General features: G+C 62.4%; 23 protein-coding genes and 1 pseudogene. 12 read left to right on the top strand and 12 right to left on the bottom strand.

What is annotated here, in order from left to right:
- The first annotated feature begins 12 nt into the window (after positions 1–12).
- The 3 genes from NQ036_RS05030 to NQ036_RS05020 all read left to right on the top strand — a co-directional run bounded on the left by NQ036_RS05030 (position 13) and on the right by NQ036_RS05020 (position 5675).
- Positions 13–1788, top strand: a complete 1776-nt coding sequence (locus NQ036_RS05030) for a DUF262 domain-containing protein (RefSeq protein ID WP_257057463.1) — start codon at positions 13–15, stop codon at positions 1786–1788.
- Between the two features lie 137 nt (positions 1789–1925).
- A complete protein-coding gene (gene mobF / locus NQ036_RS05025) occupies positions 1926–4466 on the top strand; it encodes a MobF family relaxase (protein ID WP_257057594.1) in 2541 nt (846 codons plus the stop codon).
- A 423-nt stretch (positions 4467–4889) separates the two neighbouring features.
- On the top strand, positions 4890–5675 hold the full coding sequence (locus tag NQ036_RS05020; protein WP_257057461.1) for an APH(3')-II family aminoglycoside O-phosphotransferase: 786 nt from the start codon (positions 4890–4892) through the stop codon (positions 5673–5675).
- Positions 5676–5756: 81 nt separating this feature from the next.
- On the opposite strand, the gene NQ036_RS05015 is transcribed toward NQ036_RS05020, so the two are convergent.
- Positions 5757–5903, bottom strand: a complete 147-nt coding sequence (locus NQ036_RS05015; protein ID WP_168165729.1) for a hypothetical protein — start codon at positions 5901–5903, stop codon at positions 5757–5759.
- 98 nt (positions 5904–6001) lie between these two features.
- Here NQ036_RS05015 and NQ036_RS05010 point away from each other — a divergent pair, with 98 nt between their 5' ends.
- Positions 6002–6793 carry an APH(3'') family aminoglycoside O-phosphotransferase gene (locus NQ036_RS05010; protein ID WP_182784695.1) on the top strand — a complete coding sequence of 264 codons (792 nt, stop codon included), beginning with the start codon at positions 6002–6004 and terminating at the stop codon, positions 6791–6793.
- Positions 6794–6932: 139 nt separating this feature from the next.
- Positions 6933–7526 carry a GNAT family N-acetyltransferase gene (locus tag NQ036_RS05005; RefSeq protein WP_257057458.1) on the top strand — a complete coding sequence of 198 codons (594 nt, stop codon included), beginning with the start codon at positions 6933–6935 and terminating at the stop codon, positions 7524–7526.
- A 160-nt stretch (positions 7527–7686) separates the two neighbouring features.
- On the opposite strand, the gene NQ036_RS05000 is transcribed toward NQ036_RS05005, so the two are convergent.
- The 5 genes from NQ036_RS05000 to NQ036_RS04980 form a co-directional block, all read right to left on the bottom strand.
- Complete coding sequence (locus NQ036_RS05000) at positions 7687–8265, bottom strand: chloramphenicol phosphotransferase CPT family protein (RefSeq protein ID WP_257057455.1); 579 nt, start codon at positions 8263–8265, stop codon at positions 7687–7689.
- 68 nt (positions 8266–8333) lie between these two features.
- On the bottom strand, positions 8334–8744 hold the full coding sequence (locus NQ036_RS04995; RefSeq protein WP_257057452.1) for a DUF3224 domain-containing protein: 411 nt from the start codon (positions 8742–8744) through the stop codon (positions 8334–8336).
- A gap of 155 nt (positions 8745–8899) precedes the next feature.
- Entirely contained in the window at positions 8900–9694 is a 795-nt protein-coding gene (locus NQ036_RS04990) for an ABC transporter permease (RefSeq protein WP_083311052.1), read from the bottom strand.
- Positions 9694–10410, bottom strand: coding sequence for an ABC transporter ATP-binding protein (locus NQ036_RS04985; protein ID WP_257057449.1), 717 nt, complete (start codon positions 10408–10410; stop codon positions 9694–9696). Before NQ036_RS04985 ends, NQ036_RS04990 begins: the two co-directional genes overlap by 1 nt.
- Positions 10407–10766 (bottom strand): hypothetical protein, encoded by a 360-nt coding sequence (locus NQ036_RS04980; RefSeq protein ID WP_166232733.1) that lies wholly within the window; start codon positions 10764–10766, stop codon positions 10407–10409. Before NQ036_RS04980 ends, NQ036_RS04985 begins: the two co-directional genes overlap by 4 nt.
- 75 nt (positions 10767–10841) lie before the next feature.
- Here NQ036_RS04980 and NQ036_RS04975 point away from each other — a divergent pair, with 75 nt between their 5' ends.
- Positions 10842–11375 (top strand): helix-turn-helix domain-containing protein, encoded by a 534-nt coding sequence (locus tag NQ036_RS04975; RefSeq protein ID WP_166232731.1) that lies wholly within the window; start codon positions 10842–10844, stop codon positions 11373–11375.
- 190 nt (positions 11376–11565) lie between these two features.
- Here NQ036_RS04975 and NQ036_RS04970 read toward each other — a convergent pair whose 3' ends face one another.
- From NQ036_RS04970 to NQ036_RS04960, 3 genes are all read right to left on the bottom strand, one after another.
- A complete protein-coding gene (locus NQ036_RS04970; RefSeq protein ID WP_257057436.1) occupies positions 11566–12099 on the bottom strand; it encodes an AAA family ATPase in 534 nt (177 codons plus the stop codon).
- 361 nt (positions 12100–12460) lie between these two features.
- Positions 12461–12781, bottom strand: coding sequence for a helix-turn-helix domain-containing protein (locus tag NQ036_RS04965; RefSeq protein ID WP_257057435.1), 321 nt, complete (start codon positions 12779–12781; stop codon positions 12461–12463).
- Positions 12782–12821: 40 nt separating this feature from the next.
- Positions 12822–13682, bottom strand: coding sequence for an NAD(P)H-binding protein (locus tag NQ036_RS04960; protein ID WP_257057432.1), 861 nt, complete (start codon positions 13680–13682; stop codon positions 12822–12824).
- Positions 13683–13762: 80 nt separating this feature from the next.
- Here NQ036_RS04960 and NQ036_RS15795 point away from each other — a divergent pair.
- Together NQ036_RS15795 and NQ036_RS04955 are read left to right on the top strand one after the other, a co-directional pair.
- Positions 13763–13924: pseudogene (locus NQ036_RS15795) on the top strand (HTH domain-containing protein); the annotation flags it as partial.
- A 219-nt stretch (positions 13925–14143) separates the two neighbouring features.
- A complete protein-coding gene (locus tag NQ036_RS04955) occupies positions 14144–14728 on the top strand; it encodes a YafY family protein (protein ID WP_257057429.1) in 585 nt (194 codons plus the stop codon).
- A gap of 65 nt (positions 14729–14793) precedes the next feature.
- On the opposite strand, the gene mobF (NQ036_RS04950) is transcribed toward NQ036_RS04955, so the two are convergent.
- From mobF (NQ036_RS04950) to NQ036_RS04940, 3 genes are all read right to left on the bottom strand, one after another.
- Positions 14794–18264, bottom strand: a complete 3471-nt coding sequence (gene mobF / locus NQ036_RS04950; RefSeq protein ID WP_257057427.1) for a MobF family relaxase — start codon at positions 18262–18264, stop codon at positions 14794–14796.
- Positions 18265–18381: 117 nt separating this feature from the next.
- Positions 18382–19044, bottom strand: coding sequence for a response regulator transcription factor (locus NQ036_RS04945; protein WP_257057426.1), 663 nt, complete (start codon positions 19042–19044; stop codon positions 18382–18384).
- Positions 19025–20311: a histidine kinase gene (locus NQ036_RS04940; protein ID WP_257057424.1), complete on the bottom strand. Its 1287-nt coding sequence runs from the start codon at positions 20309–20311 to the stop codon at positions 19025–19027. Before NQ036_RS04940 ends, NQ036_RS04945 begins: the two co-directional genes overlap by 20 nt.
- Positions 20312–20504: 193 nt before the next feature.
- On the opposite strand from NQ036_RS04940, the gene NQ036_RS04935 reads away from it, so the two are divergent.
- From NQ036_RS04935 to NQ036_RS04920, 4 genes are read left to right on the top strand one after another with little or no spacing between them, the layout of a single operon-like run.
- The gene (locus tag NQ036_RS04935; RefSeq protein ID WP_257057422.1) at positions 20505–21227 is read left to right on the top strand and encodes an ABC transporter ATP-binding protein; all 723 of its coding nucleotides are present in this window, start codon (positions 20505–20507) and stop codon (positions 21225–21227) included.
- Complete coding sequence (locus tag NQ036_RS04930) at positions 21224–23161, top strand: FtsX-like permease family protein (RefSeq protein ID WP_257057420.1); 1938 nt, start codon at positions 21224–21226, stop codon at positions 23159–23161. Before NQ036_RS04935 ends, NQ036_RS04930 begins: the two co-directional genes overlap by 4 nt.
- Positions 23154–23957 carry a glycosyltransferase family 2 protein gene (locus tag NQ036_RS04925; protein ID WP_257057418.1) on the top strand — a complete coding sequence of 268 codons (804 nt, stop codon included), beginning with the start codon at positions 23154–23156 and terminating at the stop codon, positions 23955–23957. Before NQ036_RS04930 ends, NQ036_RS04925 begins: the two co-directional genes overlap by 8 nt.
- Positions 23957–25039, top strand: coding sequence for a lysylphosphatidylglycerol synthase transmembrane domain-containing protein (locus NQ036_RS04920; RefSeq protein WP_257057416.1), 1083 nt, complete (start codon positions 23957–23959; stop codon positions 25037–25039). The genes NQ036_RS04925 and NQ036_RS04920 overlap by 1 nt, the downstream gene beginning before the upstream one ends.
- Positions 25040–25077: the final 38 nt, after the last annotated feature.

Raw genomic sequence — 25077 nt, 5'->3', positions numbered from 1 at the left:
GGTCCCACCTCCATGTCATTCCAGACACCCCGCAGTATCGAGGAGATGCTCACTGCGATCCACAAGCGCGAGTATCTGTTGCCTGCGATCCAGCGGGAGTTCGTCTGGAACTCCGATCAGATAGCGAAGCTGGTCGACAGCCTAATGCGCGGCTACCCGGTCGGTTCCTTCCTGCTGTGGAATGTGGAACCGGAGACCGCCCAGTCCTACACCTTCTACGAGTTCCTCACCAACTATCACGAGCGCGATAACCCGTACGCGGACAAGGCCACCGTGCCCGCTGGCAGCGGGACAACCGCCGTGCTTGATGGTCAGCAGCGGCTCACCGCGCTGAACATTGCCCTGTACGGCAGCTATGCGGAGAAGAAGAAGTACGCGTGGTGGAACAGCGCCGACGCATTCCCCACCAAACGGCTCTACCTCAACCTCATCGACGACCCGGATGACGAGGAACTGGGACTCAAATACGACCTGCGCTTTCTCACCGACAAGGAAGCCGCAGCAGAAGACGGAGGCGAGGACAAGTGGTACCGGGTCGGAGCGGTACTTGGGCTCGCCAACGCTGGGCCTGCCATCATGCAGGAGCTTGCCTGCCGCAACATCGCGGGGTCCGCAGATGCGTTCCAGCGCCTTTACGACTTGTACGAGGCCGTCCGGGTGCTCAAACCGATGAACTACTTCCTGGTAACCGACCAGGACGCAGACAAGGTGCTGGAGATCTTCGTCCGCGTCAACAGCGGCGGCACGACGCTGTCCTACTCGGATCTGCTGTTGTCGATGGCGACCAATCAGTGGCAGGAACTCGACGCACGCGAGGAAGTCCGATCCTTGGTGTCCGAACTGAACTCCAGCGTAGGACGCCAGTTCTCCTTCTCCAAGGACGTCGTACTCAAGACCGCGCTGACAGTTGCAGGCGTGGACGTCCAGTTCAAGGTCAAGAACTTCACCCAGTCGAACATGGCAAGAGTCGAGGCGGCGTGGCCCGAGACCAAAGGGGCCCTGCTCCGCGCGGCAACGCTGCTCCAGCAGTTCGGTTTTAACGAGCGCAACCTCACCGCGAACAGCGTCATCATCCCGATCGCCTACTACCTCTACCTGCGGGGAGCCGGTGACTCCTACCTGGACTCCACGGCGGACGCCGTCGACCGGCTCACGTTGCAACGCTGGGTCACACGCTCGCTCATCAAGCGCGGTATCTGGGGGTCGGGGCTCGACACACTCCTCACACGCCTCCGAGACGTCCTCCGCGCGAACTCCAGCAGCAAGTTCCCGATCGAAGCAGTCGAGACTGCAATGTCCGCCGTTGGCAAGGGACTCGTTTTTGACGACGCTGAGATCGATGAGCTACTCAACCTCAAGTACGGCGGGCAGCGAACCTTCGCAGTGCTCTCGGTGCTCTACCCAGGACTGGACCTGGGGAAGAAGTTCCACGAGGATCACATCTTCCCGAAGTCACGGTTCACACGAAAGCGTCTCGCAGCGGCCGGTGTCCCATTGAACCAGATCGACGACTACCTGGACTCGGTCAATCTCATGCCCAACCTCCAGCTCCTTGCGGGCACCGCCAACATCGAGAAGCAGGATGGGCTCCCAGCGCAGTGGATCGAGGCAGCGTTCCCGACAAGCGAGAAGCGAGCGACCTACATCGCCGAGAATGATCTGGACAACCTCCCCTTGGACCTGGAGGGATTCCCTGTGTTCTTCGCCCAGCGCAAGCAGCGCATCCGAACCCGGCTCATCACAGCGCTCGGAACGACGAGCCAAACAGACACCGCACGTCAGAGCTGAGCCTGCCTGACGCTGCCCGGCACCGTCAACCGACCCTCCAATTCGAGCCGCCACGCCTCTTGCAGATCGAGGTCCGGTGGTCCCGGTAGTTCACCTCCTTCCTGACGGAGGGAAGGTGAGCGGGCGTGACAGTGTCGATGCGGGTGATGTCGGCCGGGGACGGCTACAAGTACCTCCTGCGCACCGTGGCCGCTGGGGACGGGAATCGGTCACTGTCGACGCCCCTGACCCGCTACTACAACGCCGAGGGCACACCACCGGGCCGGTGGATGGGCAGCGGGCTCCCAGCTCTCGGGACCGGCCAGATCACGTCGGGCGACGAAGTCAGCGAAGCTCAGCTCCAGCTGCTGGTCGGTATGGGCCGCGACCCCGTGACGGGTGCACCCCTGGGTCGCGCGTATCCGGTCTACAAGACCATCGCGCAACGCATCGAAGAGCGGACCGCAACCCTTGACTCGCACCTTGATCCGGCAGCACGTGCCCGTGCAATCACTGCAATCGAGGCCGAGGAAGCCAAACGCGGGACGCGACGGGCGGTTGCAGGATTCGACTTCACGTTCTCGATCCCGAAATCCGCCAGCGTGCTCTGGGCGGTTGCGGATGCAGGCATGCAATCCCTGATCGCCCAAGCGCATCACGACGCGGTTGCGGACATGATCGCGTACATGGAGAGTGAGGTTGCAGCCACTCGCACCGGTGCAAACGCTGCCGACGGTGCTGTCGCCCAGGTCGACGTTCGCGGTGTCATCGCCACCGCCTATGACCACTACGACTCCCGTGCTGGTGACCCACACCTTCACACGCACGTGGTGATCAGCAACAAGGTCCAGACCGTTCTGGACGGGAAGTGGAGATCCTTGGACGGACGGCCGATGCACGCAGCTACCGTGGCTCTCTCAGAGCTGCACGAGGCCGTCTTTGCCGATCACCTGACACGGATGCTCGGGGTCGAGTGGGAGGCACGCGCCCGTGGCCGGGACCGCAACCCAGCATGGGCGATTGCCAACGTTCCCGAAGAGCTGATCGCGGAGTTCTCGACACGTGCACGCCACATCGACGAGGCAACCGACCGGCTCATCGACAAGTACGTGGCCGAGCACGGGCGGCGCCCATCGGCAACGACGATCATGAAGCTACGGGCACAAGCAACGCTCTCCACACGCCCCGAGAAGACCGTGCACTCCCTGGCCGACCTGACCGCAACATGGCGCAACCGCGCCGCCACTGTGCTGGGTGAGGATGCAACCGGGTGGGCCCGCCGGGTTGCAGCCAACGAGGCACCGCTGTTGCTGCGGGCCGACGACATTCCCCTCGACATTGTCCGCAACCTCGGCGAGAGCGTCGTCGCTGCGGTCGGCGAGAAGCGCTCAACGTGGCGGCGCTGGAACCTCACCGCCGAAGCAGCCCGCCAGACCATGGACTATCGGTTCGCCACCGCCCAGGACCGCGAAGCCATCGTCGGCCTGGTCGTGGATGCCGCCGAGACGGTCTCGCTGCGATTGACACCGTTCGAACTGGCCTCCAGCCCCGCCGCATTTCGTCGCGTGGACGCCACCTCGGTTTTCCGGCCGAAGAACTCCACCGTCTATTCTTCCCGCCAGATTCTTGATGCTGAGGATCGGCTCCTGGAGCGCAGCCATGACACGACCGGGCTGACGGTCAGCCTGGGGACAATGGAACGCATCGCACGGCGTCCAGACGCCGAAGGACGGGAGCTGAGTGGGGACCAGGCGGAGGCCCTCGTACAGATCGCGGTTTCCGGCCGGGTCCTGGACGTGCTGGTCGGTCCCGCAGGTGCTGGAAAGACCACTGCCATGAACGCCCTGCGCCGAGCATGGGAAACCGAACACGGCACAGGCTCGGTGGTCGGGCTGGCGCCGTCCGCGGGTGCGGCCCAGGTTCTGGCGGAGGACCTGGGTATCGCGACGGAGAACACGGCGAAATGGTGGCAGACCCACCAGACCACCGGCGCCACCTTCCAAGCCGGTCAACTCGTCATCGTGGACGAAGCCTCCCTTGCGGGCACACTCTCCCTTTACCGAATCGCCGGTTTCGCAGCAGAGGCAGGCACGAAGGTGCTGCTGGTTGGTGACTACGCGCAGCTCCAGTCCGTTGATGCGGGTGGTGCCTTCGGGCTGCTGGTCCATGACCGAGGAGATGCCCCCGAACTGATAGACGTCCACCGTTTCACCCATGCATGGGAGAAGACAGCCTCCCTGGACCTGCGGCACGGACACACCGACGTCATCGACACCTACGAGACCCACGGCCGTATCCACGACGGTGAGACCGAGGAAATGATCAACTCCGCCTACATTGCCTGGCGCGCAGATCTGCTGGCAGGCAAAGCCACCGTTTTGGTGTCGGACTCCAACGAGTCGGTCACCGCCTTGAACACCCGAGCCCGCACCGACTTGATTCTTGACGGCGTTGTCCGAGGGCCCCGCGAAGTAGATCTCCATGATGGCACTCGCGCCGCCACCGGGGATGTCGTCATCACGCGACGCAACGACAGGCGCTTGAGGGCCGGGCGCGGATGGGTGCGCAACGGCGACCGCTGGAACGTGATGGATGTCCGTGACGATGGCTCCATCGTCCTCCAACGCGCCGGAGCAAAGTGGGGTGCGACGGTCATCGTTCCCGCGGACTACGTCGCCGAGCACGTTGAACTCGGGTAGCCGAGGTTCGGTAAACGCACTCACCTGTGAATGTTGGCCTGTGCGCAGTTCCAGCCTACTGATGTCACCGGATACGCGGGGCGTAGATTGTGGGCGAGACCAGCGGCGGGGGGCGGCGTCCCCGCCTCCGCGTAGCAGCACGCCAGAGCAGTCGACAACGACCTGTCATCGTCGACGGCCGCGACGATGGGCAGTAGGTACTTGTACCCGTCGCGTGCGCTCAAGATCCGCATCGACACCATAGTGCCAAGTCAGGTGCACTCCCGGGATGCGTTCCATTGGTGAAACCGAGCTGCTGCGAGACAACCTACGTCGATGATTTGTACAGCCGCAGCTGACCCGATGCCGCTCGTGGTCGAGCACGTCGGATCGATTCAGAACGACTTATACTTGGCCAGAACCCGCAGTCTTGTTAGGAGCCGGATGTCCCCAGTCCGCCCTGCGTTCCCAATCACGTGGGAACAGGAACTGACCGGCTACTCATGGGAGTTGCAGACAACCGGTGGATCGGACGCAGCCGTTTTTCGGTTGACGTCTCCAGACGGAGACGTCCTCTTTGTTAAGACGGAACCAGTCAGATGTTTGGGCGAACTCCCGGGTGAGGCGGCGCGCCTGAGATGGCTGACGACAACGGGAGTGCCCTGTGCCCGCGTGCTCGACGAAATCACTTCTACAGGGCGGCATTGGTTGTTGCTCGACGACGTTCCCGGCAACGACCTGTCCTCCGCTCCGATTGAACCTGCGGCAAAGGCCCGGATCGCGGCTAAGGCGTTGCGCCGGCTGCACACTCTGATGACGGACAGCTGCCCTTTCGACCACCGTGTCTCTCACCGCATCGAGCAGGCCCGTGCCCGTTGGGAGGCGGGCCTAGTCGACACTAATGATTTCGACGATGAACACCGTGACCGCGACCCAAGCGAACTGCTCGCGATGCTTCAAGGGCTTCGTCCCGTTCATGAAGATCTCGTTGTTACGCATGGGGATGCATGCCTGTCCAACTTGATTGTGGACGAGGACCGCTTCTCTGGCTTCATCGACTGCGGGCGGTTGGGAGTTGCCGACCGTCACCAGGACCTCGCGCTAGCAACGCGGGACATAGCCGAGCAACTCGGCCAATCATGGGTGCCCTTATTCCTCGACCAGTATGGGATCGAGGACCTCGACCCGGCACGGACACGGTTCTACCGGCTCATGGACGAGTTCTTCTGAGGGTTCGCTGCAAAAACAAGCCGATCCAGACGCGGCTACTTCTGCTCGCGCACGGGGCACCTTACTTCGCGTAGTAGTGGATCAGCGGCGTCGAGAGCCAGCGCGGTCGGCGTCTGCGGCCGCGAACGAGTACAGAAGGTACTTGTAGCCGTCGCCGGCGCTCATCATCCGCATCGAGACCGTCATGCGCAGTAGGTGAGCGAACATCGCGCGCTGCTTTGCCGTCATTGCGGACATGCTGTGTTTGGTCAGTATTGGTCGTGAGGTCGCGTAGGGCACGTGAAGGACGGTCGACGCGAGATGATAGAGGCATGTCGTCTCCCTCGATGCCACTGACCGGATTGCTTTCCGATTGCTCGGTGTGGGCGCGCGTCACCGACGGCGAGTCAGGCGCGATTGTGCTGCGTCACGTGTCCGGGGAACGGTTCGCCAAGGTCGTCTCCGTTGCTGATGCGCACACGTTAGAAGGCGAGCGCGATCGGATCGAGTGGCTGTCGACCACCGGGATTCCCGGCCCCAGCGTGCTCGACTGGCGCATCACCGAGCACGGCGCCTGCCTCATCACCAGCGCCGTCGCGGGCGTCCCGGCTGACCGGCTCGACCCGGCCCATCTCGCTCAGGCATGGCCGTCGATCACCGACACCCTGGTCCGGCTGCATAGCATCCCCGCCAGCACGTGCCCGTACGGCAGAACGCTGGACGAGATGATCACGCTGGCCCGCGCGACCGTCGTCGAGAACCGGGTCCACCCCGAGTTCCTGCCCCAGCACCTCATCGAGACCCCGCCCGCGGTGATCCTCGAAAGCTTGGAACGCGACCTCCCTTCCCGCCAGGAACAAGAGGACGCCGACAGGGTAGTCTGCCACGGAGACTTCTGCCTCCCCAACATCCTTATTGACCCTGATACCTCGCTCGTGGCCGGGCTCATCGACCTCGGCCGACTCGGACAGGCAGATCCCTACGCCGACATCGCGCTCCTGCTGGCGAACGCTCGCGAGACCTGGCCCAACGAAGACACGGCCCAATGGGCGGATCACGACTTCGCCTCCCGGTACGGCATCGCCCTTGACCCCGACCGCCTGGACTTCTACCTTCGACTCGACCCGCTGACCTGGTAGACCATGCCCGGCGTACGCAGAATCCGCAGAAGGAAGCCGTCCGGCTCCAAAGGCAATAAGGAGATTGTCCGAAGCGCCAGGGTCACGGCCAACGAGTCGACCGCGGTTGCATCTCTGGGTGCCTTGCTACGATTGCCAGGTGAGTGAACGGCAGAAAGACGTTTTCCTTGACTCTGGCAGGTTCCTTGACTCTGGCAGGGTGACATTTCGTCGGGGCCTGCCGAGTGATGACTTGGTGCTCGGTGACATTGATGGTTCCTTCGTCACCGACACCATTTTCGAGGTGCGGCCTTCTGCCAACGGGTTTACTCTCAACGAGAAGAGTGTCTCCTCTCCGATCGTCAAGAGGTTTCCTCTTGGCGAAGACACCGACGTTGAGGATGTCGAGGAGTCAGCGCGATTTGTTGCCGTTAACGCGCACGGGACCCCCTGCGGGTTTATTGACGTGGTTTTCGAGGTGTGGAATCGACGAGTCGTGATAGCGGATTTGGAACTCTCCCCTCAGTATCGTCGGAGAGGGCTGGGACGGGAACTGGTTGGCCTCGCTGCTAACTACGGGCGTGAACTGAACGCACGAACCTTGTGGTTGGAAGTCACTAACATCAACGCACCGGCCATCCGCGCGTATCTCCGCATGGGGTTTAAGTTTTGCGGTTTGGATACCTCTCTGTATCGCGGAACTGCATCAGAAGGCGAGGTTGCAGTATTCATGAGCCGAAACCTACCAGGTTAGTGATTCTTGCGGGCCGAAAGGCCATCACGCAGATCACGTTTCCTCTGAGGGTGCGGCGCTGCTGAAATACGTCCTCGTGCTCTGACTTGACGCTCCGTTTGGTTTCTTTCCCACAGGAATCAGGGATGCATTGCTGTTCGAAACAAGATGGCAAGTCCGATCACTCTGTCTCGACGGGTGAGTAACGTTTCGAGGTCACGAAATCGGCCAGTAGCTGTGCGCAGGCTTCGGGATATCGTGCAGTGGTATCGATCTCAATGTCGTACACGACCCAGTCATGAACACGCGAGGCTTGTAAGCGTGCCATGCCCGGTACGCGGTCGCCGCGAGAACATTCACGGGCCGCGGCAACTTCTGGATCGCAGCGCACTCCTACCCACAGCATCGGCACCCCATCAAATGCTGACTGTAGACGCCGTTGCCCCTCACCTCCGGAAAGCAGCACCTCGTCAAGAATGATGTTGGCACCCGAGTGCGCCAGCGTATGCAGTGCTGAGTACCAAGCGCGTTCCAGCCGTTTGTACTGCTCCGTCACCACGACAGTGCCATCAGGGCCGTAGCTGATTCCGGACTTCAGGCTGTCGCCCCGGCCGGGTAACGCTTCGATGAACGTATCCACCCCAAAGGTCAGCCAGGTTCCGGGAAGGGATTCCTGCAGTGCTCGTGCGATAGACGTCTTTCCCGAACTTGATCCGCCGTTGAGCACGATCACTTGCGCCTCCGGTTCCCGTGCGTTCACCCGTCGAGGCCTGCTACCTCCCTCGGCCGAGCGGTCTCGCCGCTCAGTGCGGCGAGCAGGGTTGGCGTTCATTTGGGAAGGTGGTAATCGAACCAGAGCCGGTGGGTTCCGTCGGGGTCGACGGCGATCCCCCCGTCGCCTGAGATTCCACTCAGTTCGCCGGTGCCGCTGGAGGGGATGATGGCGAAGGATTCTGCGCTCCGATCTTCACCTGCTGTCGTCGCTGAGTGCGTGAAGTTGAAAGTTCCCCACCGGTGGTGAAGCGATCCCTCGAAAGATTCCATTGCAGTGTATCCGCCGATATTGCTCGCTGGGTCGAGTGCGTAGGTGAACAGCGTCGTCGAACGTCCAGTGATGTCTCCGGCGAAGCGCTTCTCCATTGTCGCGACGGCTACCGGTGTGCCAGTTTCGGGTCCGGCGTTCAAGGGTGGCTCGATGGGAGTGAATGCTTCCACTGTGAAGGTTCCTGTTGCTCGCATGATTCTCCTTTGATGGGTTATGGGCGCTTAGAAGTGCTCCACTGACGGAGTGGCGAATTGAGCTCGCCGACTTGCACCTCGTTTGGCTTCGGAGGATACCGACATTTCAGAGGTTCGTGACGTTAAGAGCGTTGAGAGTTCGATCGGTGTTTTCGTCATTTCAGGTCGCGTTTCAACGTCACAAATATTGCGAGGAGCCCGGCGATTCCCGCGTAAGCAAGCAGTATCACGGCTCCCATGAGAGGAGACGCCAGCGAGGCCGGGCTGAGTGAGGTCTGCTCGGCGAGAGTGTCGGTGAGGAAGGAGAAGCTCGTCAGCGAGGCTGTGGCTCCGCCTGGCATGAAGGGGTATAGCTTGTTCACGCCGGGGAGCATCATGAGTACGAACTCGATGAAGTAGAAGTATCCGAGCACGATGCCGATGGCGATGAGTTGGTTGCGGGCGAGCGCTCCGATACTTACCCCTAACACCATGTACACGGCCGCTGCGAGGGCGAGTTGGAGTAGCGGCAGGATGATCTCGCCAACAGGCACCGGAATCGTCACTCCTCGTGCTGCTGCTCCTGCGAAGAGTGCTGCACCGGATGCGATCGAGGAGGCGAGCCCGTATGTTAGGCCGAGCAGGGTGTAGACGACGAGTTTCGCACCAAGCACCTGCCCCCGCCTTGGCACTGCGAGGAACGTGGTGCCAATAGTTCGGTGCCGGTACTCGGAGGTGATGGCGATGGTGCCGATGAGCGCGGGGATGAACAACAGCACCGTGGGAAGCCCGAGAACGATCGCGACGCCATCCGGGGTATCGAGCCCGGGCATTGGCGGGGTCGCGTTCTCCGGCCCAATGAATGCGAGTGTGCCTGTCAGGAGTGCGCCGCAGGCTGCTGCGAGGAGGATCGTCCAGAGCGCGAGACGAAGAGTGAGCAGTTTGATGAGCTCGCCGCGGATCACACTCATCATTGGTCTCCTCCCTGTGTCGCGCGAAGGAACACGTCCTCAAGGGATGCGCCTGACGAGCGAATATCGGCGAGAGAGGCGGCTCGCCTCACCCGCCCCTTATCGATGAGTACGACATCGTCCACGGTGTGCTCGACCTCACCGAGCACGTGGCTGGACAACAAGACGGTGCGCCCTGATCTCGCGAACTCTTGGAGGAACGTTCTCAGCCAAACGATACCCCCCGGGTCTAAGCCATTGGAGGGTTCATCGAGCACGAGGATCTCTGGGTCGCCCAGAAGCGCCGTCGCAAGCGAGAGCCGCTGGCGCATTCCGGTCGAGAACGTGCCGATGCGACGGTCAGCGAAAGCGGTCGCGCCCACCTGTTCGAGCACCGCTTCGATTCGTGTCCGAGAAAGCCCGGACAGCGCACTGTAAGTGAGCAAGTGCTGCCTGGCGGTCATCCTCGGATGCGCGCCCGCAATATCCACCACCGCCCCGACAATGCGTGCCGGGTGGGGGTGATCTCGATAGCGCTTTCCCTGCACAAGTGCCGTTCCTCTGGACGGTCGGGTCAGCCCTAGCAGTATGCGTAGCGTCGTCGTTTTCCCTGCACCGTTCGGGCCCAGGAAGCCCGTGACCCGGCCTGACGCCGCTATGAACGTGGCCTCCGATACTGCGTCAACAGCACCGAAGCTCTTACGAAGACCCTGGATCTCAATCGGCGCACGGCTCATCGTGCGACGCCTGCCTGAATGTTGTGCGCGATGCTCTCCGCGTCATCGGTGCTGAGGAGGATCTCGTCGAACCCGGTCTCGTCACGAACCGTGTGAAGGCGAAGGAGGGGCATGCCCCGTTTCATCGACACCAGTCGCCGGACACCCGAGGGGTGAGTGAAGGTGCCGAGCTTGCGATAGCCGGACACGACGAAACCAGAACGAATGCCGAGTACTTCTGAAGACCAGCCAGGCTCAACGCGAGCCGACCGAACCGCAGCTAACGGAACGTGCAGGAAGCTTCGCCCGACCATCAGGGACTCCCAGCCAGGGAAGCGCACGTCAACGCCAGCCATTCCATAGGTCGCCTGCGTCATCGCGCTCTCCTCTGCTTCAATGGGTGGTACATCAATGAGAACATTATCACAGTGATAACGGTTAGGGGTAGAGCCATGGTTGCAGAGCGTCCGGTCGCCGACCTCGTGCTCCACCCTGTTCGCATGAAGATCATTCAACAAATCGGCCGCCGCAATATGACCACCGCTCAGCTCCGCAAAGCACTGCCGGAAGTGAAGCAGGCCACGCTGTACCGGCACGTCGCGGCCCTGCTTGATGCCGAAATCTTGGCGGTCGTCGACGAACGACAGGTGCGTGGTGCCATCGAGCGTACGCTCGCACTCGGGGAGCGCATGGCCCACGTCGGCCATGAGGAGATGCAGGCGATGGACACTCTGCAGTTGCGGTCGGCATTCGCAATGTTCGTCAGCGACCTTTCAAATGATTTCGAAGAGGTTCTCGAAGACGGACGCACAGACTTGCGCGGATTCCTCGGGTTCGCAAGTGCACCGCTCTACCTCGACACGCAAGACCTTGAGAAACTTCAAACAGAGTTCATGGAAGTACTCACGCCATACCTCCAACGACGCGATGACGCACAACGTCGCATCAGCCTCGCCACCATCCTCATTCCCGACGCCGACGACTAAATTCTCAGCCCGGTTGCATTACGCCGACGTGAACACTCGCCGGACAAACGACCCACATGGCGCGTGCGCACCGTGAGAGTTATGCCACAGGTGCCGGATCCGGCAGCGTCCGTGAGCAAGCCCTCCGGTGCGCACCAGACGATGGGCGGCTGGAGTGCCTCCCATTCGTCTAACCGGTCGTCGGCTTCGCTCATTCGACAATAGTAGTGAGGATCTCGCGCCCAACCTCTATGGCTTGCTTTTCAGTTGTGTCGATACGCAACTCATCAGTGAAGCCAGCTCGGTCGAGAATACCTGCCAGCCCCGCGTGACGCTGTAGATGCCAGTGCAGGATCACTTTATCGTCCGCGTGCCGCCTGGTCAGACGCGAGATCGCCGCATCGGGTGTCGTTGTCAGCCGCACATGCAACAGCCTTCTCGAGGCCAACGCCCCAGAAGCGCGGCTCAACTCTTCCAGTGACTCGACAACTGTTGCGGCCACAATCACGCGGGCACCCGCGCGCCGGAAGTTCGAGGCGATTGCCTGCATGTTCTCCAGCGCCAGTGCGGTCCCGAAAGGGTCACCAGGCGGCGCAGGCCACGATCGGCGCAACCAGTCCACATCGATGACTGCGCCAGGAATACCGCACCGCTCCAACTCGCCGCCGAGCCTCTCGGCAGTGGTTGTCTTCCCCGTGCCAACGCTGCCATTGATCAAGACAGTGTCGAACGTTACGTTAAGCACTTTCCAACGGTATCAGTCGTCAGTGCGCGAGCTGACTCCAGGCGGATCGGGGGACAGCATAGCGCAGCCGGCAGCAGCGGTGTCCAGCCGACATGGTGACCGCTCACTCAGACTGGCCTCCCACTACGTCGAGGAAGATACCCGTAGGGGAGCAAACATAGCTACGTCTTAACCTTTTGGTTTGCCGTGCACCAGCCTAGCTTGAGCGCAGTCAACGGCGTGGGAGTTGAACTGAGCTCGACCCCCTCGCGCTACGAATCTCAACCTAGCGTTCTGCCGCATGAAATCAACGATCTACAGCATCTGGCCTATGGATAACTCCACCGCGATACCCCGACCTACAGGTTGCTTAGCACTTCCGTTAGCACTTTTCGCGTCGCGGGCGACGCCTTCGCCCGGCCCGAGATCTGAGGCGAATGATGGACCGCTGCGACGACAGACGCACGGTGACTCCGTAATGGCAGGCAAACGCAGTTACGGATGACTCTGGGCTGTTCCATCCGAGGCGTCTGGTGATGACCGCGATAGTGAGGTCGGTCTCGCGTAGTAGACGCGCCATTTCGATGATGCGGAACTTCGTCAGGTAAGCCAACGGCGTCATCTTGCAGGCGTCCCTGAAGACGCGGCTCGCCTGAGCGATCGACGGGTGATGTCGCCGCGGAGCAGCGTGAGGCGCCGCCATCTGCGCTACGGCCAGTCCGCACGACGATCCGTGAATCGGTTCAAGAGAGGTATTCCGCTGCCCAACTGGAAAGAGTGGTGGGCGTCGTCGTCGCGTAGGTACGTGGATTCTCGGGAGTGAAGTCATCCCTGATCCCGGCGGCCATCATCACGATTGCCTCGATCTGGGCCTCGGGCAGGCCGAATTCGCCGAGCGCGGATCGGACGTTATCGTCGCTGAGCTGAAGCGCTAACACGGGCGCGTCTAGCGTGGTCGAAAGGATCGCCGCGGCTTGTGTGAACGACAGGTCTTCGGGGCCGTGGACTGCCTGAACCTCGCGACCACTCCACGTTCGGGAGAGCAGGCGCCCTACTGCGACCGTAGCGATGTCGGCGGGAGCGACCCAAGCGATCGGGCGCTCGATGTCCATCGCTGTGCTCAGGACACCTCCGCGGATCGAGTCGATGTCCATGAGTAGGTTCGTGAAGAAATACCCGCATCGCAAATGCGCGACCGAAGCGCCGCTGGCTTCCAACTCCAACTCGGTTGCGGCGAGGCCGTCAATTTCTCCGACACCGTGCCGCTTCTCGGCTCCTACGCTGGACTGGAACACCACTCGCTCGATTCGATTGGTCTCGATTGCGGTGCGGATGTTGCGTGCGGCGAGGGAGTGCGCTGCGAGCGGGTCGCTGTCCGTCGCGGTCGGGCTGACCCAGTACACCGCTTCGAGCCCTCGGGTCGCCTCGACAACAGTAGGTTCGTTCCAGGCGTCCAACATAGCAATATCGACGTAGTCCGCGATGCTCTGATCCAGCTTGTTCGGGTTGCGAACCAACGCCCGCGGGCGTTCTCCCGCCTGCACGAGCAGACGGAGGACATGCGCCCCAACGTGTCCGTTCGGCGTCATTACCCCTATCGTCATGTCTCCACTCCTTACGTCGGTTCACTTCGACGCTAACAGGAGATGTGGTCTGATTCTGACCGCATCTTTAGGATGATGTCATGGCCGATGTCACTGAGAGAATGCTGCGCCTGCTCGCCACATTGCAGAGCGGGCAGGCGTTCACCGGGGAGGAACTATCGGCACGCCTGGAGGTGAGCCCGAGGACGCTACGGCGAGACGTCGAGCGGCTACGAGGATATGGGTACCCAGTGACTACGCGGCCAGGTCCAGGAGGTCACTACCAACTCGCCGCAGGGCAGCGGGTGCCTCCGCTCGTGCTCGATGACGAGGAGACTATTGCTGCAGTAATCAGCTTGGCCACCCTCGCCACGAACGCTCCTGCGCAGCCAGGAACTCTCGGCGACGCCGCCAGTCGTGCGTATGGAAAGATCGATGCACTCTTACCGGCACGACTACGACGCAGAGCCTTGACCCTGCGCATGAGTGTCGAAGCGGAACGGCGCATCGCGCCGAGCGTTCACGCGGTGGCACTCGGAAGTATCGGGGATGCCGTCGCCGCTCAAGAGATCGTCACGTTCGGCTATGTGGATGCGCGCGAGAACGTCAGCAGGCGCCGAGTGGAACCGCACCGCCAGGTCTATATCGAACTGCGCTGGTACCTGCTGGGGTGGGATCTTGATCGCGAGGACTGGCGTATCTTCCGCACCGACCGTATCAGCGAGTTCCACAGCACGGGAACGCGGTACGAGCCAAGGCCGCTACCTGCCGACAGTGCTGTGGCATACCTGCGATCCGGGCTCGGCGAGACCTTCCACAGGATGCGCATCACCATCGACGCCCCAATAGCCGCCGTCGCTGACGCCCTCCGGCACGAAGATGCCCGACTGAGCTCGGTGAACCACACCCGCACCGAGGCCTTACTCGCACTCGACTCGTGGCAACGAGTCCTTCCAGCACTGAGCTACCTCGACTCGAACTTCCGAATCGAAGCCCCACCCGACATGGCAACCGACATCACCCAGTTCGCCCGCCGACTCACCGCAGCCGTCCAAGCTCACGACTAGTTAGCCATCCACCCCTGTTCTTCTGAATGGACGCAGGCTACGTCCAAGTCTTAGGAGGTGAAGGGTCAGAACCCGATTCCGCGCTCACGCGGCGAATCTGGGCCTTGACGCGAGGATGGTTCGGGCGAAGAGATCCGCCGTTGACGCTGTTCGGCTTGTTGCTGCGCGCGCGCTCGCTCGACGCGTTTGCTCTCGATGAGTTTGGCGGCATCGTTCACCGGGAGGCTGCGGAGTTTCTCACTCTCGGTACGAAGCATGGCTGCGCGTGCGCGGGCGTCGCGGGCGTTACGGTGTGGGTTGAGGGCGTGCATCCCGTACTGGTGTGCGCGAGCGTTCTCAGGCCCGTACTCGTGGGCCAAGAGCGCCAGGCGCTCGTTGCGGTGACGTTCACCGGTCGCGGTTCGTTCGGTGCGCGCAGCCTTTACAGCTTGGGCGGCTTCGCTTACGCGGGGATCGGCTTCTGCTCGCCGTTCTGCGACCTGTGCAGCCCAATCGGGTAGTGCGCTGGGGGTTCGTGGCGGTTCAGCCTCCCACGCATCGCGAAGATGTGTTCGGATGGTTGCTGCTTGGTCGCTCACAGCACGGTGCTCGTCGCGAGCCTTGCGTCGCCCGAACCGCCCAACAGTGGCGAGGCGCGCGCTCGCCGTCCTCTCTTCCTCGACGCTGGCAAGGTATGCCTCGCCGTCGCGTTCGGCTTGCTCCGCGAGAGGCGCGGTGACCTCGGCACGCACCCGCGCCGCTTCTTCCTCGGCCTGACGAAGCACAGCGGCGTCCTTCTCCTTCTCGACCGTGTGTGCGGCTAGTTGGGCGTCGAGCCTGTTCGCGGTCTGCTCCCACCGCTCAGCCGCTCGTTCGGCACGCTGGGCCTCCCTGTCGAGTCGGACGAGTTCTTCGGTGACGCGCCGGATCGGGCCGTTTTTGACGATGCCGCGTACTGCTTCGACGGACTGTGCGGTGGCATGGTCGAGGCCGCGGTCGGCGGGGTCACGCTTCACCGCATCAACGAACTGCGCCCGCGCATCCGCCATATCCTCGGCAATGACATGCAACCGGTTGTGCTCGCGGCCTCGTGTCATACCGACGTAGACGCCTGCTGCGCTCGACGCCGCTGTGAGCATCGTGTGTGAGACGTTGACGGTTGCGCCTTGGACGCCATACGCAGTCGCGGCATAGGACAGGTGCGCGTATTCGCTCACGTACTCAGGCGGGAGGACGACGGTGCGCGGGTTTCTGCGCCCGCTGCCGGTTTCGCGGGCGTACACGGTACCGTCGTCGGTGACGTGCTGGACGATCCACTGTTGCCGGTTCGCCACGCCAAGCGCGGTGTCGTTCTTCCGCGTCTGGATCAGATCCCCCCGACCGATAGGCAGTTCATCGCTGCCAGTCACTGTGATCGTGTCATCGACCTCACCACGCTCGACCCGTCCTGTGCGGATGCGCTCGTTCAGGGCAGCGGCTTCGTCGTTCGAGGCGACCGTAATCACGTCACCTTGGGTAGCGTGCTCCGTGATGTGGTCGCGGGCCTGCTCCTCGTCCAGGTGCAGCGTCACCAGCCCCATCGCGGTGAGCCGGTCGAACACGTCGCCGGGGTTCTCACGGTCGCGCATCGTCAACGTGAGGGCCGCGTATGCAGCGTTAGCGAACCGGTGCAGTTCAGTCATATCGTAGGTGCGGCCTCTGATCTGGGCGGCCATGTCGAGCACACCACCCCGGCCGACGGCGGGCAACTGGGCGCGGTCGCCGACGAGCGCGATAGTTGCGCCTGCCTCGGCGGTCACAGTGAGGAGGGCGTGGGCGGTGTCTTGGTCGAGCATCCCGGCCTCGTCCACAATCACCCGCTCACCTCGCAACAGCCGCGCCTCTTTCGGCGGGCCGGTGTAGGTTCGCCCGGTGTCGGGGTCGGTGTCGCCGCGAGTGAGGCGTGTCCATACGCCGTCGCGGTTCCATCTCCATCCGTGCGCGTGCACGAGTGCTGCAACGCTCGTGGCGGGTATGCCGAGTTCGTCGTGCGCGACCTGCGCCGCGCGCAGCGTCGGCGCAACCACCCGCGATGCACGCCCGTGCTCGGCGGAGACGTCGATGGCGGTGTGCAGCATCGTCGTCTTCCCGCTCCCCGCAGCACCCTCCACGATCACCAACGGGTCAGACGATGCGACCGCAGCAGCAGCGACCGTCTGCCCGTCGTCCAGCCCCGCCGCGCGTGCAGCCTCGGTCACCTCCGGGTGGGCGGGCTCTTGCTTCGGTGTGCTGGCAGTGAGTTGGTCGCGGAGCGCGGTTTCGGCGGCGATCACGGTGAGGCTGGTCAGGTGCGCGACATGCTCCGGCATCGCCGCATCCGGTGGGAGGACAGAGAAGCAATCTGAGGCCGCAAGGTCGGTCGCCATCGTGATGAACTCGCGCAACTCTTCCGGTGTTGCTTGCACGCCGTGTTCGGTGGTGATGCGGGTGACGTGCTCCTGCACGCTGTGCCTCGTCCAAGCCGATGATGCAGCGGCGCAGCGATCCAACGCACGCGATGCAACCTCCTGCACCGCAAGATCATCAAGCAACACCGGACGCTGCACGGTGCGGCGTTGACGCGCAGTGGGGTCGTATCCGGCGTCGCGGAGTTCTTGCACCCACCACTGCTCATTCTTCAAGTCAGCGGGTTTCTTCCCTGGCCGCTGGTGCGTCCAGGCGATGCTTTGCAACCTTGCTGTCATGACCGGGCCGAGCCCCTCTCCGGGATGCTGCTGCTCCCATTCGGTTTCGAGACGGTCAAGGTTGCGTCTGATCTGCGCTGACCGCTTCGACATCACCCCGTTGAATGGCTGCAACTCCGTCACTTCACCGGACACTGGGTCGAGCGTCAGGCCGTGCTTTGCGAGGGTCTGTGCGAGGTGCGGGTGCGCGGCGATGACCGCGGTGCCGAGAGCGCGGATCGCGCCCTGCTGCTTGAACAACGCCGCAGTATCGAGCGCCCGCCACTTCCCAGCCGCAAACACCCGAGTACCGATCTGCATATGGATATGCCGGTGCGGATCACCAGCCCGCGATGTCTTGTGAGTGATGCCGACGACCTGCATCCGCTCGATAGACAGCACTTCCCGTTGGTCGCGCGGCCCGACCCTTGTCACCGAGTGCTGGCCAAGCCAGCGTCGAATCTCTCCCAACGCGTCCTGCTGCGCCGCGTCCAGCGCCGCCGAGACTTCCGGATGAAGAGCAGCGGCAACCGACAAGGACTTGGAAGCGTTGATCGTCATCTCCGCGAACAACGGCGACCCCTTCGACCCCTCACCCGGCTTACGCGGGGTACCCATCGACTCACCCGTGATCGGTTCCGTCCAGTCCACCCACCCCTCATACTCCTCGGCAGTCAGCGAGCGGGCGTCCGTGACCTCGCCGCTGGCGTCGAGCACCGCGTACTCGGCCACGGCGTTATCTGCGCCGAGGTAGTACTCGTCGGCGCGGGAGCGGTCGGCCTCGACATAGCGGCGCGCAGCGGCACCGATGCCGCGGAACAGGATCACCCCGCCCTTCATTCCGGCCTCCCTCATGAGTCGTCTCATAAGGAAGGTGCGCACGCCCCACCCACGGTGGCATACGTGCATGACTGTGATGAAGTCGATTGTGAGAGGTGTGAGTGTGCCGATCGGAGCTTGTGGGGAGGTCTATCAGGAGCGTGATGCGTTGAGGTAGGTGAGGACTGCTTTGACGCGTCGGTTTTCGTCGACGGGGTCGAGATTGAGTTTCTGGAAGATGTTGCCGATGTGTTTGCTGACGGCAGGGTCGCTGAGCACCAGCTTGCTGGCGATCACGCTATTGGAGTGGCCGTCGGCCATGAGCCCGAGGACTTCATGTTCTCGTGGTGTCAGGGAGTCGAGGGGGCCGTTACCTGCGGTGGAGAGGAGGTGCTGGACGACTTCCGGGTCGATGACGGTGCCTCCGTTTGCGACGCTGTCGAGTGAGCGTGCGAAGTCTCGGACGCGATTGACGCGGTCTTTGAGGAGATAGCCGACGGCTCCCTTGGGGAGGGTGAGGAGCCGTCTGGCGTTGGTGTCGGCGAGGTATTGAGAGAGCACCATGATGGGCTGTCGGGGATGCTCGGCGCGGATGCTTAGCGCGGCGAGGAGTCCGTCGCTGGTGTTGGTCGGTGGCATTCGCACGTCGGTGATGATGAGGTCGGGCGGGGTGTCGGCATCGTTCAGGCGTGCGTACTCGGTTTCGAGCTCGGTTGCTGTTTGTGCAGTGGCGACGACCACGTGGTCCAGTCTTTCCACGAGAGCGGTGAGCGCTTCTCGGAGGAGCGTGGAGTCTTCAGCGATGAGGATGCGCATGATCCGCGGCTCCTTCAAGGGTGAGCGGGAGGGTGATCTGGATCTGCGTGGGTCCGCCCTTCGGGCTGGTGAGCGTGAGGGAACCGTTCAGAGTTTCCGCGCGGTCTCGGAGCCCCGCGATCCCGAGCCCGTTGTTTTCGTGTGCTCCGCCGCGACCGTTGTCGATGACGGTGACGGTGAGTACGCCGTGATTGACCTGGTGTCGAATCTCAACGTTGGTGGCGTCTGCGTGTTTGACGGTGTTGTTGAGGGCTTCGCTGACGAAGTAGTAGGCGTTGGTCTCGAACACCGCCGGGTAGCGCGTGCCGCCCTCGTCCCCATGCAGGTTCACCGTCAGTGGCGCGCGTTCTGCGAGTTCTTGGAGCGCGGTGCTCAGGCCGTGATCGGTGAGGACAGACGGGTGGATGCCTCGGACGGTGTTGCGCAGTGTCGCCATCGCTTGTTCGGCTTGGCCTTGCGCGGCGTCAACAGATGCGAGAAGGGGGCGCAGGCGTGTATCGGTGGAGGCGAGTTCTTCGATCTCGTAGCTGATCATGCCGAGGCGAGCACCCAGGGCGATGAGGTCTTGCTGGACTCCGTCATGGAGGTCGCGTTCAATGCGACGACGCTCGACCTCGAACGATTCCACGAGAGCGGCGCGCGAGCGCGTGAGCCGGGCGACACGTCGATCGATGTCACGCTGCCATGGCCCGCAGAGCACGTTGTTCAGAGAGGCCTGGGTGGCCGCGAGGATGGTGTTCAGATATCCGAGCACGAAGAGCAGCAGCAATGCGAGGGGAATGACCGGCCACCAGTTCCCCGGCGTCATCGTCCCTTCTGCTTCCCCGAAGAACTGAGTGCGAGTCGGCCCGGTGATGCCCGCGTATGCGATCATTCCCAAGGCAACGAGGGCCACACCTTCGAAGAACAACACGACCAGTGCGGTGATCCCGAGTGCGAGGTCCACGAAGAGTGCTGCGGTCTCTCGCCAGGTTGCGGCTTCGGTGAGGCGGATGCTCAGCCAGTGGGGGCGCTCCTCCTCGCTCACGGCAGCATGTGGCGATGCCTGCGGGGCGAAACCGAGTAGCCGGTTTCGTCGCCGTTCGATAGCTCCGACGAGGAGGCCGCTGAGCGGCAGGATCAGAAAACCGAGCACGACCACCGGGATCAGCAGCAACCCGAGGAGCGCGCTGAACGCGAGGTAGAGCAAGGACAGCCACGGCCACCGGCTGCTGAGGAAACGCCAGGGCGAGCGCGTCAGCGCTGCCCAGATTCTCGCGTTCTCCATGGCTCAAGCCTACGGACGGCACCTCCGAAAGTGACCCTGAACGGGAAAAGGTATAGCCAGCTACACCTCAAAGAGGCATGCTCGCTCCCTCGCCCGGGGAACGTGCTGATCGTTGGATTGAAGCAGCGCATCCCCACCCATGCTCGCAATCTGTTGTCGCAGGGGCGTGCGTTTCTTTCTGGAAAGGGACAGCATGCTCGTAGCTCAGGGTCTTGGACACGTCTTCTCAAACGGTCATGTCGAGACGGTCGCGCTGGACGGTATCGACCATTCCTTTGAGACTGGTTCGTTCACCGCGATCATGGGGCCGTCGGGCTCCGGAAAGTCAACGCTTCTTTACTGTCTTGCGGGTCTGATCCGTGCAAGCCAAGGTTCTGCACTGTTTGACGGGATCGATGTGACCTCCGCGAAGCCGAAGGAACTGGATCGTCTTCGCCGGGATGAGTTCGGTTTCGTGTTTCAGCACTTCAACCTTCTCGAAGCTCTCACCGCAATCCAGAACGTCACTCTGCCCTCGCTGTTCGGTGGGCAGAGCATTTCCGTAGATGCGGCGATGGAAGCTCTGGGCAACGTCGGTCTCCGGGAGAAGGCGAAGTCATACCCATCGGAGCTATCCGGTGGGCAGCAGCAACGGGTATCTATCGCTCGCGCTCTCGCACAGACGAGACGGGTGATTTTCGCGGACGAGCCGACGGGCGCGCTGGATCGCAAGAGCGGGTTCCAGGTCATGGACCAGTTCCGTCAGTTCCGTGGGATCGGCTCCACGGTCGTCATGGTCACACACGATCCCCAGGTCGCCGCGTACGCGGACAGAGTGCTGTTCCTCGTGGACGGGCGTCTCATCGACACGATGGAGACGCCAACAGCTCGCACCGTCAGCGACCGGATGACCACTCTCGAAAGCTCGACACGATGAGCAGCCCTATCCGGCAGTTCCCGGTGTCAGCTGCGTTCGTCAAGCATCACCTCTCCGCGTACGTCGGTGCGGCGGTACTCCTGGGTGTTGCGACGGTGATCGCAACGGCAGAGATGGTGCTCTACACCGGCCTGGCGTCGGGGCAGGCGGTCGATTGGACCCAGTTCTCGGAGTTCGATGAGAGAGTCGTGCGGTCCAGTCTGACTGCCTCGCGCGGCATCCTCCAGGTGATGTGCTTCACTACCGTTGCTGTCGCCCTGGTGCTGGTGTTCCTCGGCTTCCGCAACATGCTCGCCCTGCGGCGTCGTGAACTCGGTCAGATGCGGCTCGCAGGGGCGAGTGTGCTCCGCATCAGAGGAATGATCGCGCTCGAAGCACTGATCTTCGCCACCGTCATCGTGGTCCCTGCGGTCTTGCTCGGGCAGCTTCTGGCCCATCCGTTCTACCTCTTGCTGCAATCAATCGGTGTCTTCGGCAGGTCCCTGCATGTGAATCTCGGTTTCCCCGTGGGAACGCTCCTCGCGGTCGCGGCCGGGATGGTCCTGTGCTCGATCATCGCGGCATGGTTCAGTCTTCGTGGTCGTCAGAAGGCCAATGTGCTCGACGCTCTCGAAGGGAATCAGACCGGAAAGACGGCACGACGCATGGGCGCAGTGCGTATCGTCATCGCGGCGTTGTCGGTGGCAGGACTCGTCGGGTTCCTCATCTTCATGCCGGATACAGGCAGCGAGAACCCGGTGGCATCTCTCCTGGTCCCACTTCTCATCGTCTTTCCTCTAGGAGCGCTCGCACCGCTCATCGTTCCTGCCGTCGCGGGGATCGTCTCGTGGGCGCTCCGGCCGATCATTCGTGGCTCTGGCGTGCTCGTGGCTCAGCGAGCGTACCGAGACGCCCGAAGATTCGCATCAAACGTTCTGCCGGTGCTGATTCTCGTAGGGGTGATGGGTGGCTTCTCCATCGGGTCCGGACCGGACCAGGCAACCATGCAAGCCGACTACGACACTCAGATCACCGCAGACCTGGTCTCTCTTCCCGAGACCTCCGAACAAGCCGATGCCGTCGCCGATGCCGCCGAGGAACAAGGCGGAGTCACAGGCGTCATGCGCTCCGCGTCCACCACCCGTCTCATCGAGGTAGGACGACCGGACGGCACGTTCCTGACGGTCTTCAACTTCGTCGACCTCGCAAACTACACCGACATGTTCGTGAGCGAACCCACCTCCGGGTCCTTCGCCGACGTGGGCGGCAAGCGAATCGTCTCAACTCGGGAAACGGACGAAGTCGGCGACATCATCGACGTGGAAGCACCCGGCGGGCAGACCGTGCAGCTCGAGGTGGGGGCGGTGGTCTCCTCTCGCATCTACACCGATCTTCTCGTGGACTGGAGCGTGCTCGAAGAACTCGACCCTCAGGTCTGGGACACCCGCGTGTTTCTCACCACTGACGCCGGGCAGACCGACGCTGTCGCCGAGGCACTGTCCGACACCGCGCCGATCCTCACGAAAGCACAGTTCGTCCAGACCCGTGTAGAACAGCGACAAGAGAGCGCTAGTTCCGGGAACATCGCTCTCTTCGGCACTGTCTATGCGCTCGCGATCGTGGCCATGATCCAGGGTCTTGCCGCATCGACCCTCAACCGTCGCTCCGAGTATCGGATGCTCAACCTGCTCGGCATATCCCGGCCTCGAATCATCACCACACTGCTGTCCGAAGCCATCGTTCTCCTCGCGACAAGCGCCGTGCTCCTCACCGCAGCATTCGCGTTCATCGCCTGGCGATATCTCTCCCAAGCAGGAGACGCCGTCGCCACAGCCATCGCCGCCATCCCATGGGGCGAAATCGCTCTTACCTTCGGAGCTATGTCGGTGCTCTTCATCAGCACCGTATTCGTGAGCGCCTTGATTGCCACCAGAAAGCTCACCAGCAATGGCTAAACCTGACGATACGCAGGCCACCGCAACGGACGCAGCGGTTCCGACAATCTCAGTGGTCATTCCGGCCTACAACGAAGAACGGATCATCACCCGCTGTTTACAGGCGCTCGCTGACCAGACTGATCTCCCTGACGAGATCGTCGTCGTAGACAACTGCAGCACCGACAACACTGTCCACCTGGCGAAGCAGTTCCCGACGGTCCGCATCATCTCCGAACCCAGGCAAGGCATCACCTATGCTCGCCAGGCCGGCTTCGACGGGGCGAACGGTGATGTCATCGCGAGAATCGACGCCGACACGATCGTGCATCCCGGGTGGATCGCTCGTATTCGGCAAGACTTCACCGATCCCGAGCTTCACGGGCAAAGTGGCAGAGCCGCAATCGCGGAAATCTCGCCCGGCAACCTCTTCTGGGGCTCTTGGTGGTACCGCGGGTTCAGGTTCTGGCACGAGCGCAGCATAGGCGTCGCTCCTATGCTGTACGGCTTCAATAGCGCTGTCCGCCGCCAAGCCTGGCTGTCAGCGCGGCACCTCGTCACGATGGGAGATGAACGAGTCAGCGAGGACGTGGACGTGACAATCGCTCTCCTCCGATCCGGTCACCACCTCCGCTACTCCTCCCGAATGCTCGTAAAAGCACGACTGTTCCGGTCAATAGATCGCAAGAAACTCGCCCGCTATTACGCGACAGACAGCATGACCCTCGCCCGACACCAGTTCGGGAACACGAGACGTTGGCATCGCCACAGCCGCTCCGATTCGGAGGCTCCCTCGGGAAGGACGCGGACCTTCTGATGGGTGAGTCGACAGATATCTCTATGATCGGTGAAGGCGACCGCCCCGAGCATTCGCCCTGGCACAAGTCTCTACGTTTCTGGGTCAGCACGATCACAGCTCTCGTCGTGGGCGGAATCGTCTGGGCGGCATGGCCCTCGATGATCGATGCGTTCCAGAGCATTCGTGACGCGAACCCTTGGGTGCTGATGCTCCTTGTCCCTGCGCAGCTCATGAGCTTTGCGGTGACCGGCGAAGTGCTCTTCGCTTATCTCCGGGCACGTGGAGAACTCCGCGGGATGCATCCACTCGCGGCGATGCGTATGTCATTGGAGTTCAACTTCGCTAACCATATGCTGCCCTCCGGTGGAGCAGCGGGAATCACCTACACGAGTTGGAAACTCAGCACACTTGGTGTTTCACCCAGCAAAGGAACCCTGGCGCAGTTCGCTCGCTTCGCGGTCACCTTTATCTCCTTCGCTTTGGTCGTAGGTGCGGCCACCCTCTGGCTCACACTCAGCGGACAGAGCAACGCCACGATCATTTGGACCGCGGCCGGGATCGGCGCTCTCGCAGTGCTGTCGGTGATCGGTGCCGTGTTCTTGATTCGTAGACGCAGAGCGCTGCATCGCTTTGCGGGGCTTGTTGCACGCCTCACCAACTCACTCGGGCAACTGGTGCGGAGACCGCGACTTGTTGAACCTGCCGCTCTCATACGCTTCTTCGACGGGCTGCACATCGAACTACGGGAACTCCTCGCTCAGCCGCGCGCCCTCCGTGCGCCTTTCCTGTGGTCATTTCTTGTCCACGCAGCGGACGCTGGGCTCTTCTGGATCGCTCTCGACGCATTCGACCTCTACGCTGACCCGGCGCTGCTCCTGGTCGCATACGGCGCAGCAACCGTCGCCAGCATCATTGTCGTCACACCCAATGGCCTTGGAGCATATGAACTCGTTCTGATCGGCCTCCTCGTCGCGGGCGGGCTACCGAACGCAACAGTGATCGCGGCAATCGTCGTCGCCCGCGCCATTCTTCTCGCCGGAACCATCATGTTCGGCTGGACCTTCTATCAGCACAGCATCGCCACGTCAGCGCGGGGCTGAGGAATCGACGCCCGACGGTAGATCTTCTGATGGTCGCG

The sequence above is a fragment of the Brevibacterium sp. 91QC2O2 genome, from assembly GCF_024580695.1.
GTDB lineage: Bacteria > Actinomycetota > Actinomycetes > Actinomycetales > Brevibacteriaceae > Brevibacterium > Brevibacterium moorei.
This window is presented reverse-complemented; position numbering and strand designations above follow the sequence as displayed.

Coding starts and splice junctions, on each gene's coding strand:
- NQ036_RS05010 (WP_182784695.1), top strand. CDS start 6,002: ATGCCACTGACCGGATTGCTTTCCGATTGCTCGGTGTGGGCGCGCGTC.
- NQ036_RS04985 (WP_257057449.1), bottom strand. CDS start 10,410: ATGAGCCGTGCGCCGATTGAGATCCAGGGTCTTCGTAAGAGCTTCGGT.
- NQ036_RS04965 (WP_257057435.1), bottom strand. CDS start 12,781: ATGGCGGCGCCTCACGCTGCTCCGCGGCGACATCACCCGTCGATCGCT.
- NQ036_RS04995 (WP_257057452.1), bottom strand. CDS start 8,744: ATGCGAGCAACAGGAACCTTCACAGTGGAAGCATTCACTCCCATCGAG.
- mobF (WP_257057427.1), bottom strand. CDS start 18,264: ATGAGGGAGGCCGGAATGAAGGGCGGGGTGATCCTGTTCCGCGGCATC.
- NQ036_RS05020 (WP_257057461.1), top strand. CDS start 4,890: ATGTCCCCAGTCCGCCCTGCGTTCCCAATCACGTGGGAACAGGAACTG.
- NQ036_RS04990 (WP_083311052.1), bottom strand. CDS start 9,694: ATGAGTGTGATCCGCGGCGAGCTCATCAAACTGCTCACTCTTCGTCTC.
- mobF (WP_257057594.1), top strand. CDS start 1,926: ATGCGGGTGATGTCGGCCGGGGACGGCTACAAGTACCTCCTGCGCACC.
- NQ036_RS04955 (WP_257057429.1), top strand. CDS start 14,144: ATGAGTGTCGAAGCGGAACGGCGCATCGCGCCGAGCGTTCACGCGGTG.
- NQ036_RS04975 (WP_166232731.1), top strand. CDS start 10,842: ATGGTTGCAGAGCGTCCGGTCGCCGACCTCGTGCTCCACCCTGTTCGC.
- NQ036_RS04940 (WP_257057424.1), bottom strand. CDS start 20,311: ATGGAGAACGCGAGAATCTGGGCAGCGCTGACGCGCTCGCCCTGGCGT.
- NQ036_RS04920 (WP_257057416.1), top strand. CDS start 23,957: ATGGGTGAGTCGACAGATATCTCTATGATCGGTGAAGGCGACCGCCCC.
- NQ036_RS04960 (WP_257057432.1), bottom strand. CDS start 13,682: ATGACGATAGGGGTAATGACGCCGAACGGACACGTTGGGGCGCATGTC.
- NQ036_RS05030 (WP_257057463.1), top strand. CDS start 13: ATGTCATTCCAGACACCCCGCAGTATCGAGGAGATGCTCACTGCGATC.
- NQ036_RS04945 (WP_257057426.1), bottom strand. CDS start 19,044: ATGCGCATCCTCATCGCTGAAGACTCCACGCTCCTCCGAGAAGCGCTC.
- NQ036_RS04935 (WP_257057422.1), top strand. CDS start 20,505: ATGCTCGTAGCTCAGGGTCTTGGACACGTCTTCTCAAACGGTCATGTC.
- NQ036_RS04925 (WP_257057418.1), top strand. CDS start 23,154: ATGGCTAAACCTGACGATACGCAGGCCACCGCAACGGACGCAGCGGTT.
- NQ036_RS04930 (WP_257057420.1), top strand. CDS start 21,224: ATGAGCAGCCCTATCCGGCAGTTCCCGGTGTCAGCTGCGTTCGTCAAG.
- NQ036_RS05015 (WP_168165729.1), bottom strand. CDS start 5,903: ATGACGGCAAAGCAGCGCGCGATGTTCGCTCACCTACTGCGCATGACG.
- NQ036_RS04980 (WP_166232733.1), bottom strand. CDS start 10,766: ATGACGCAGGCGACCTATGGAATGGCTGGCGTTGACGTGCGCTTCCCT.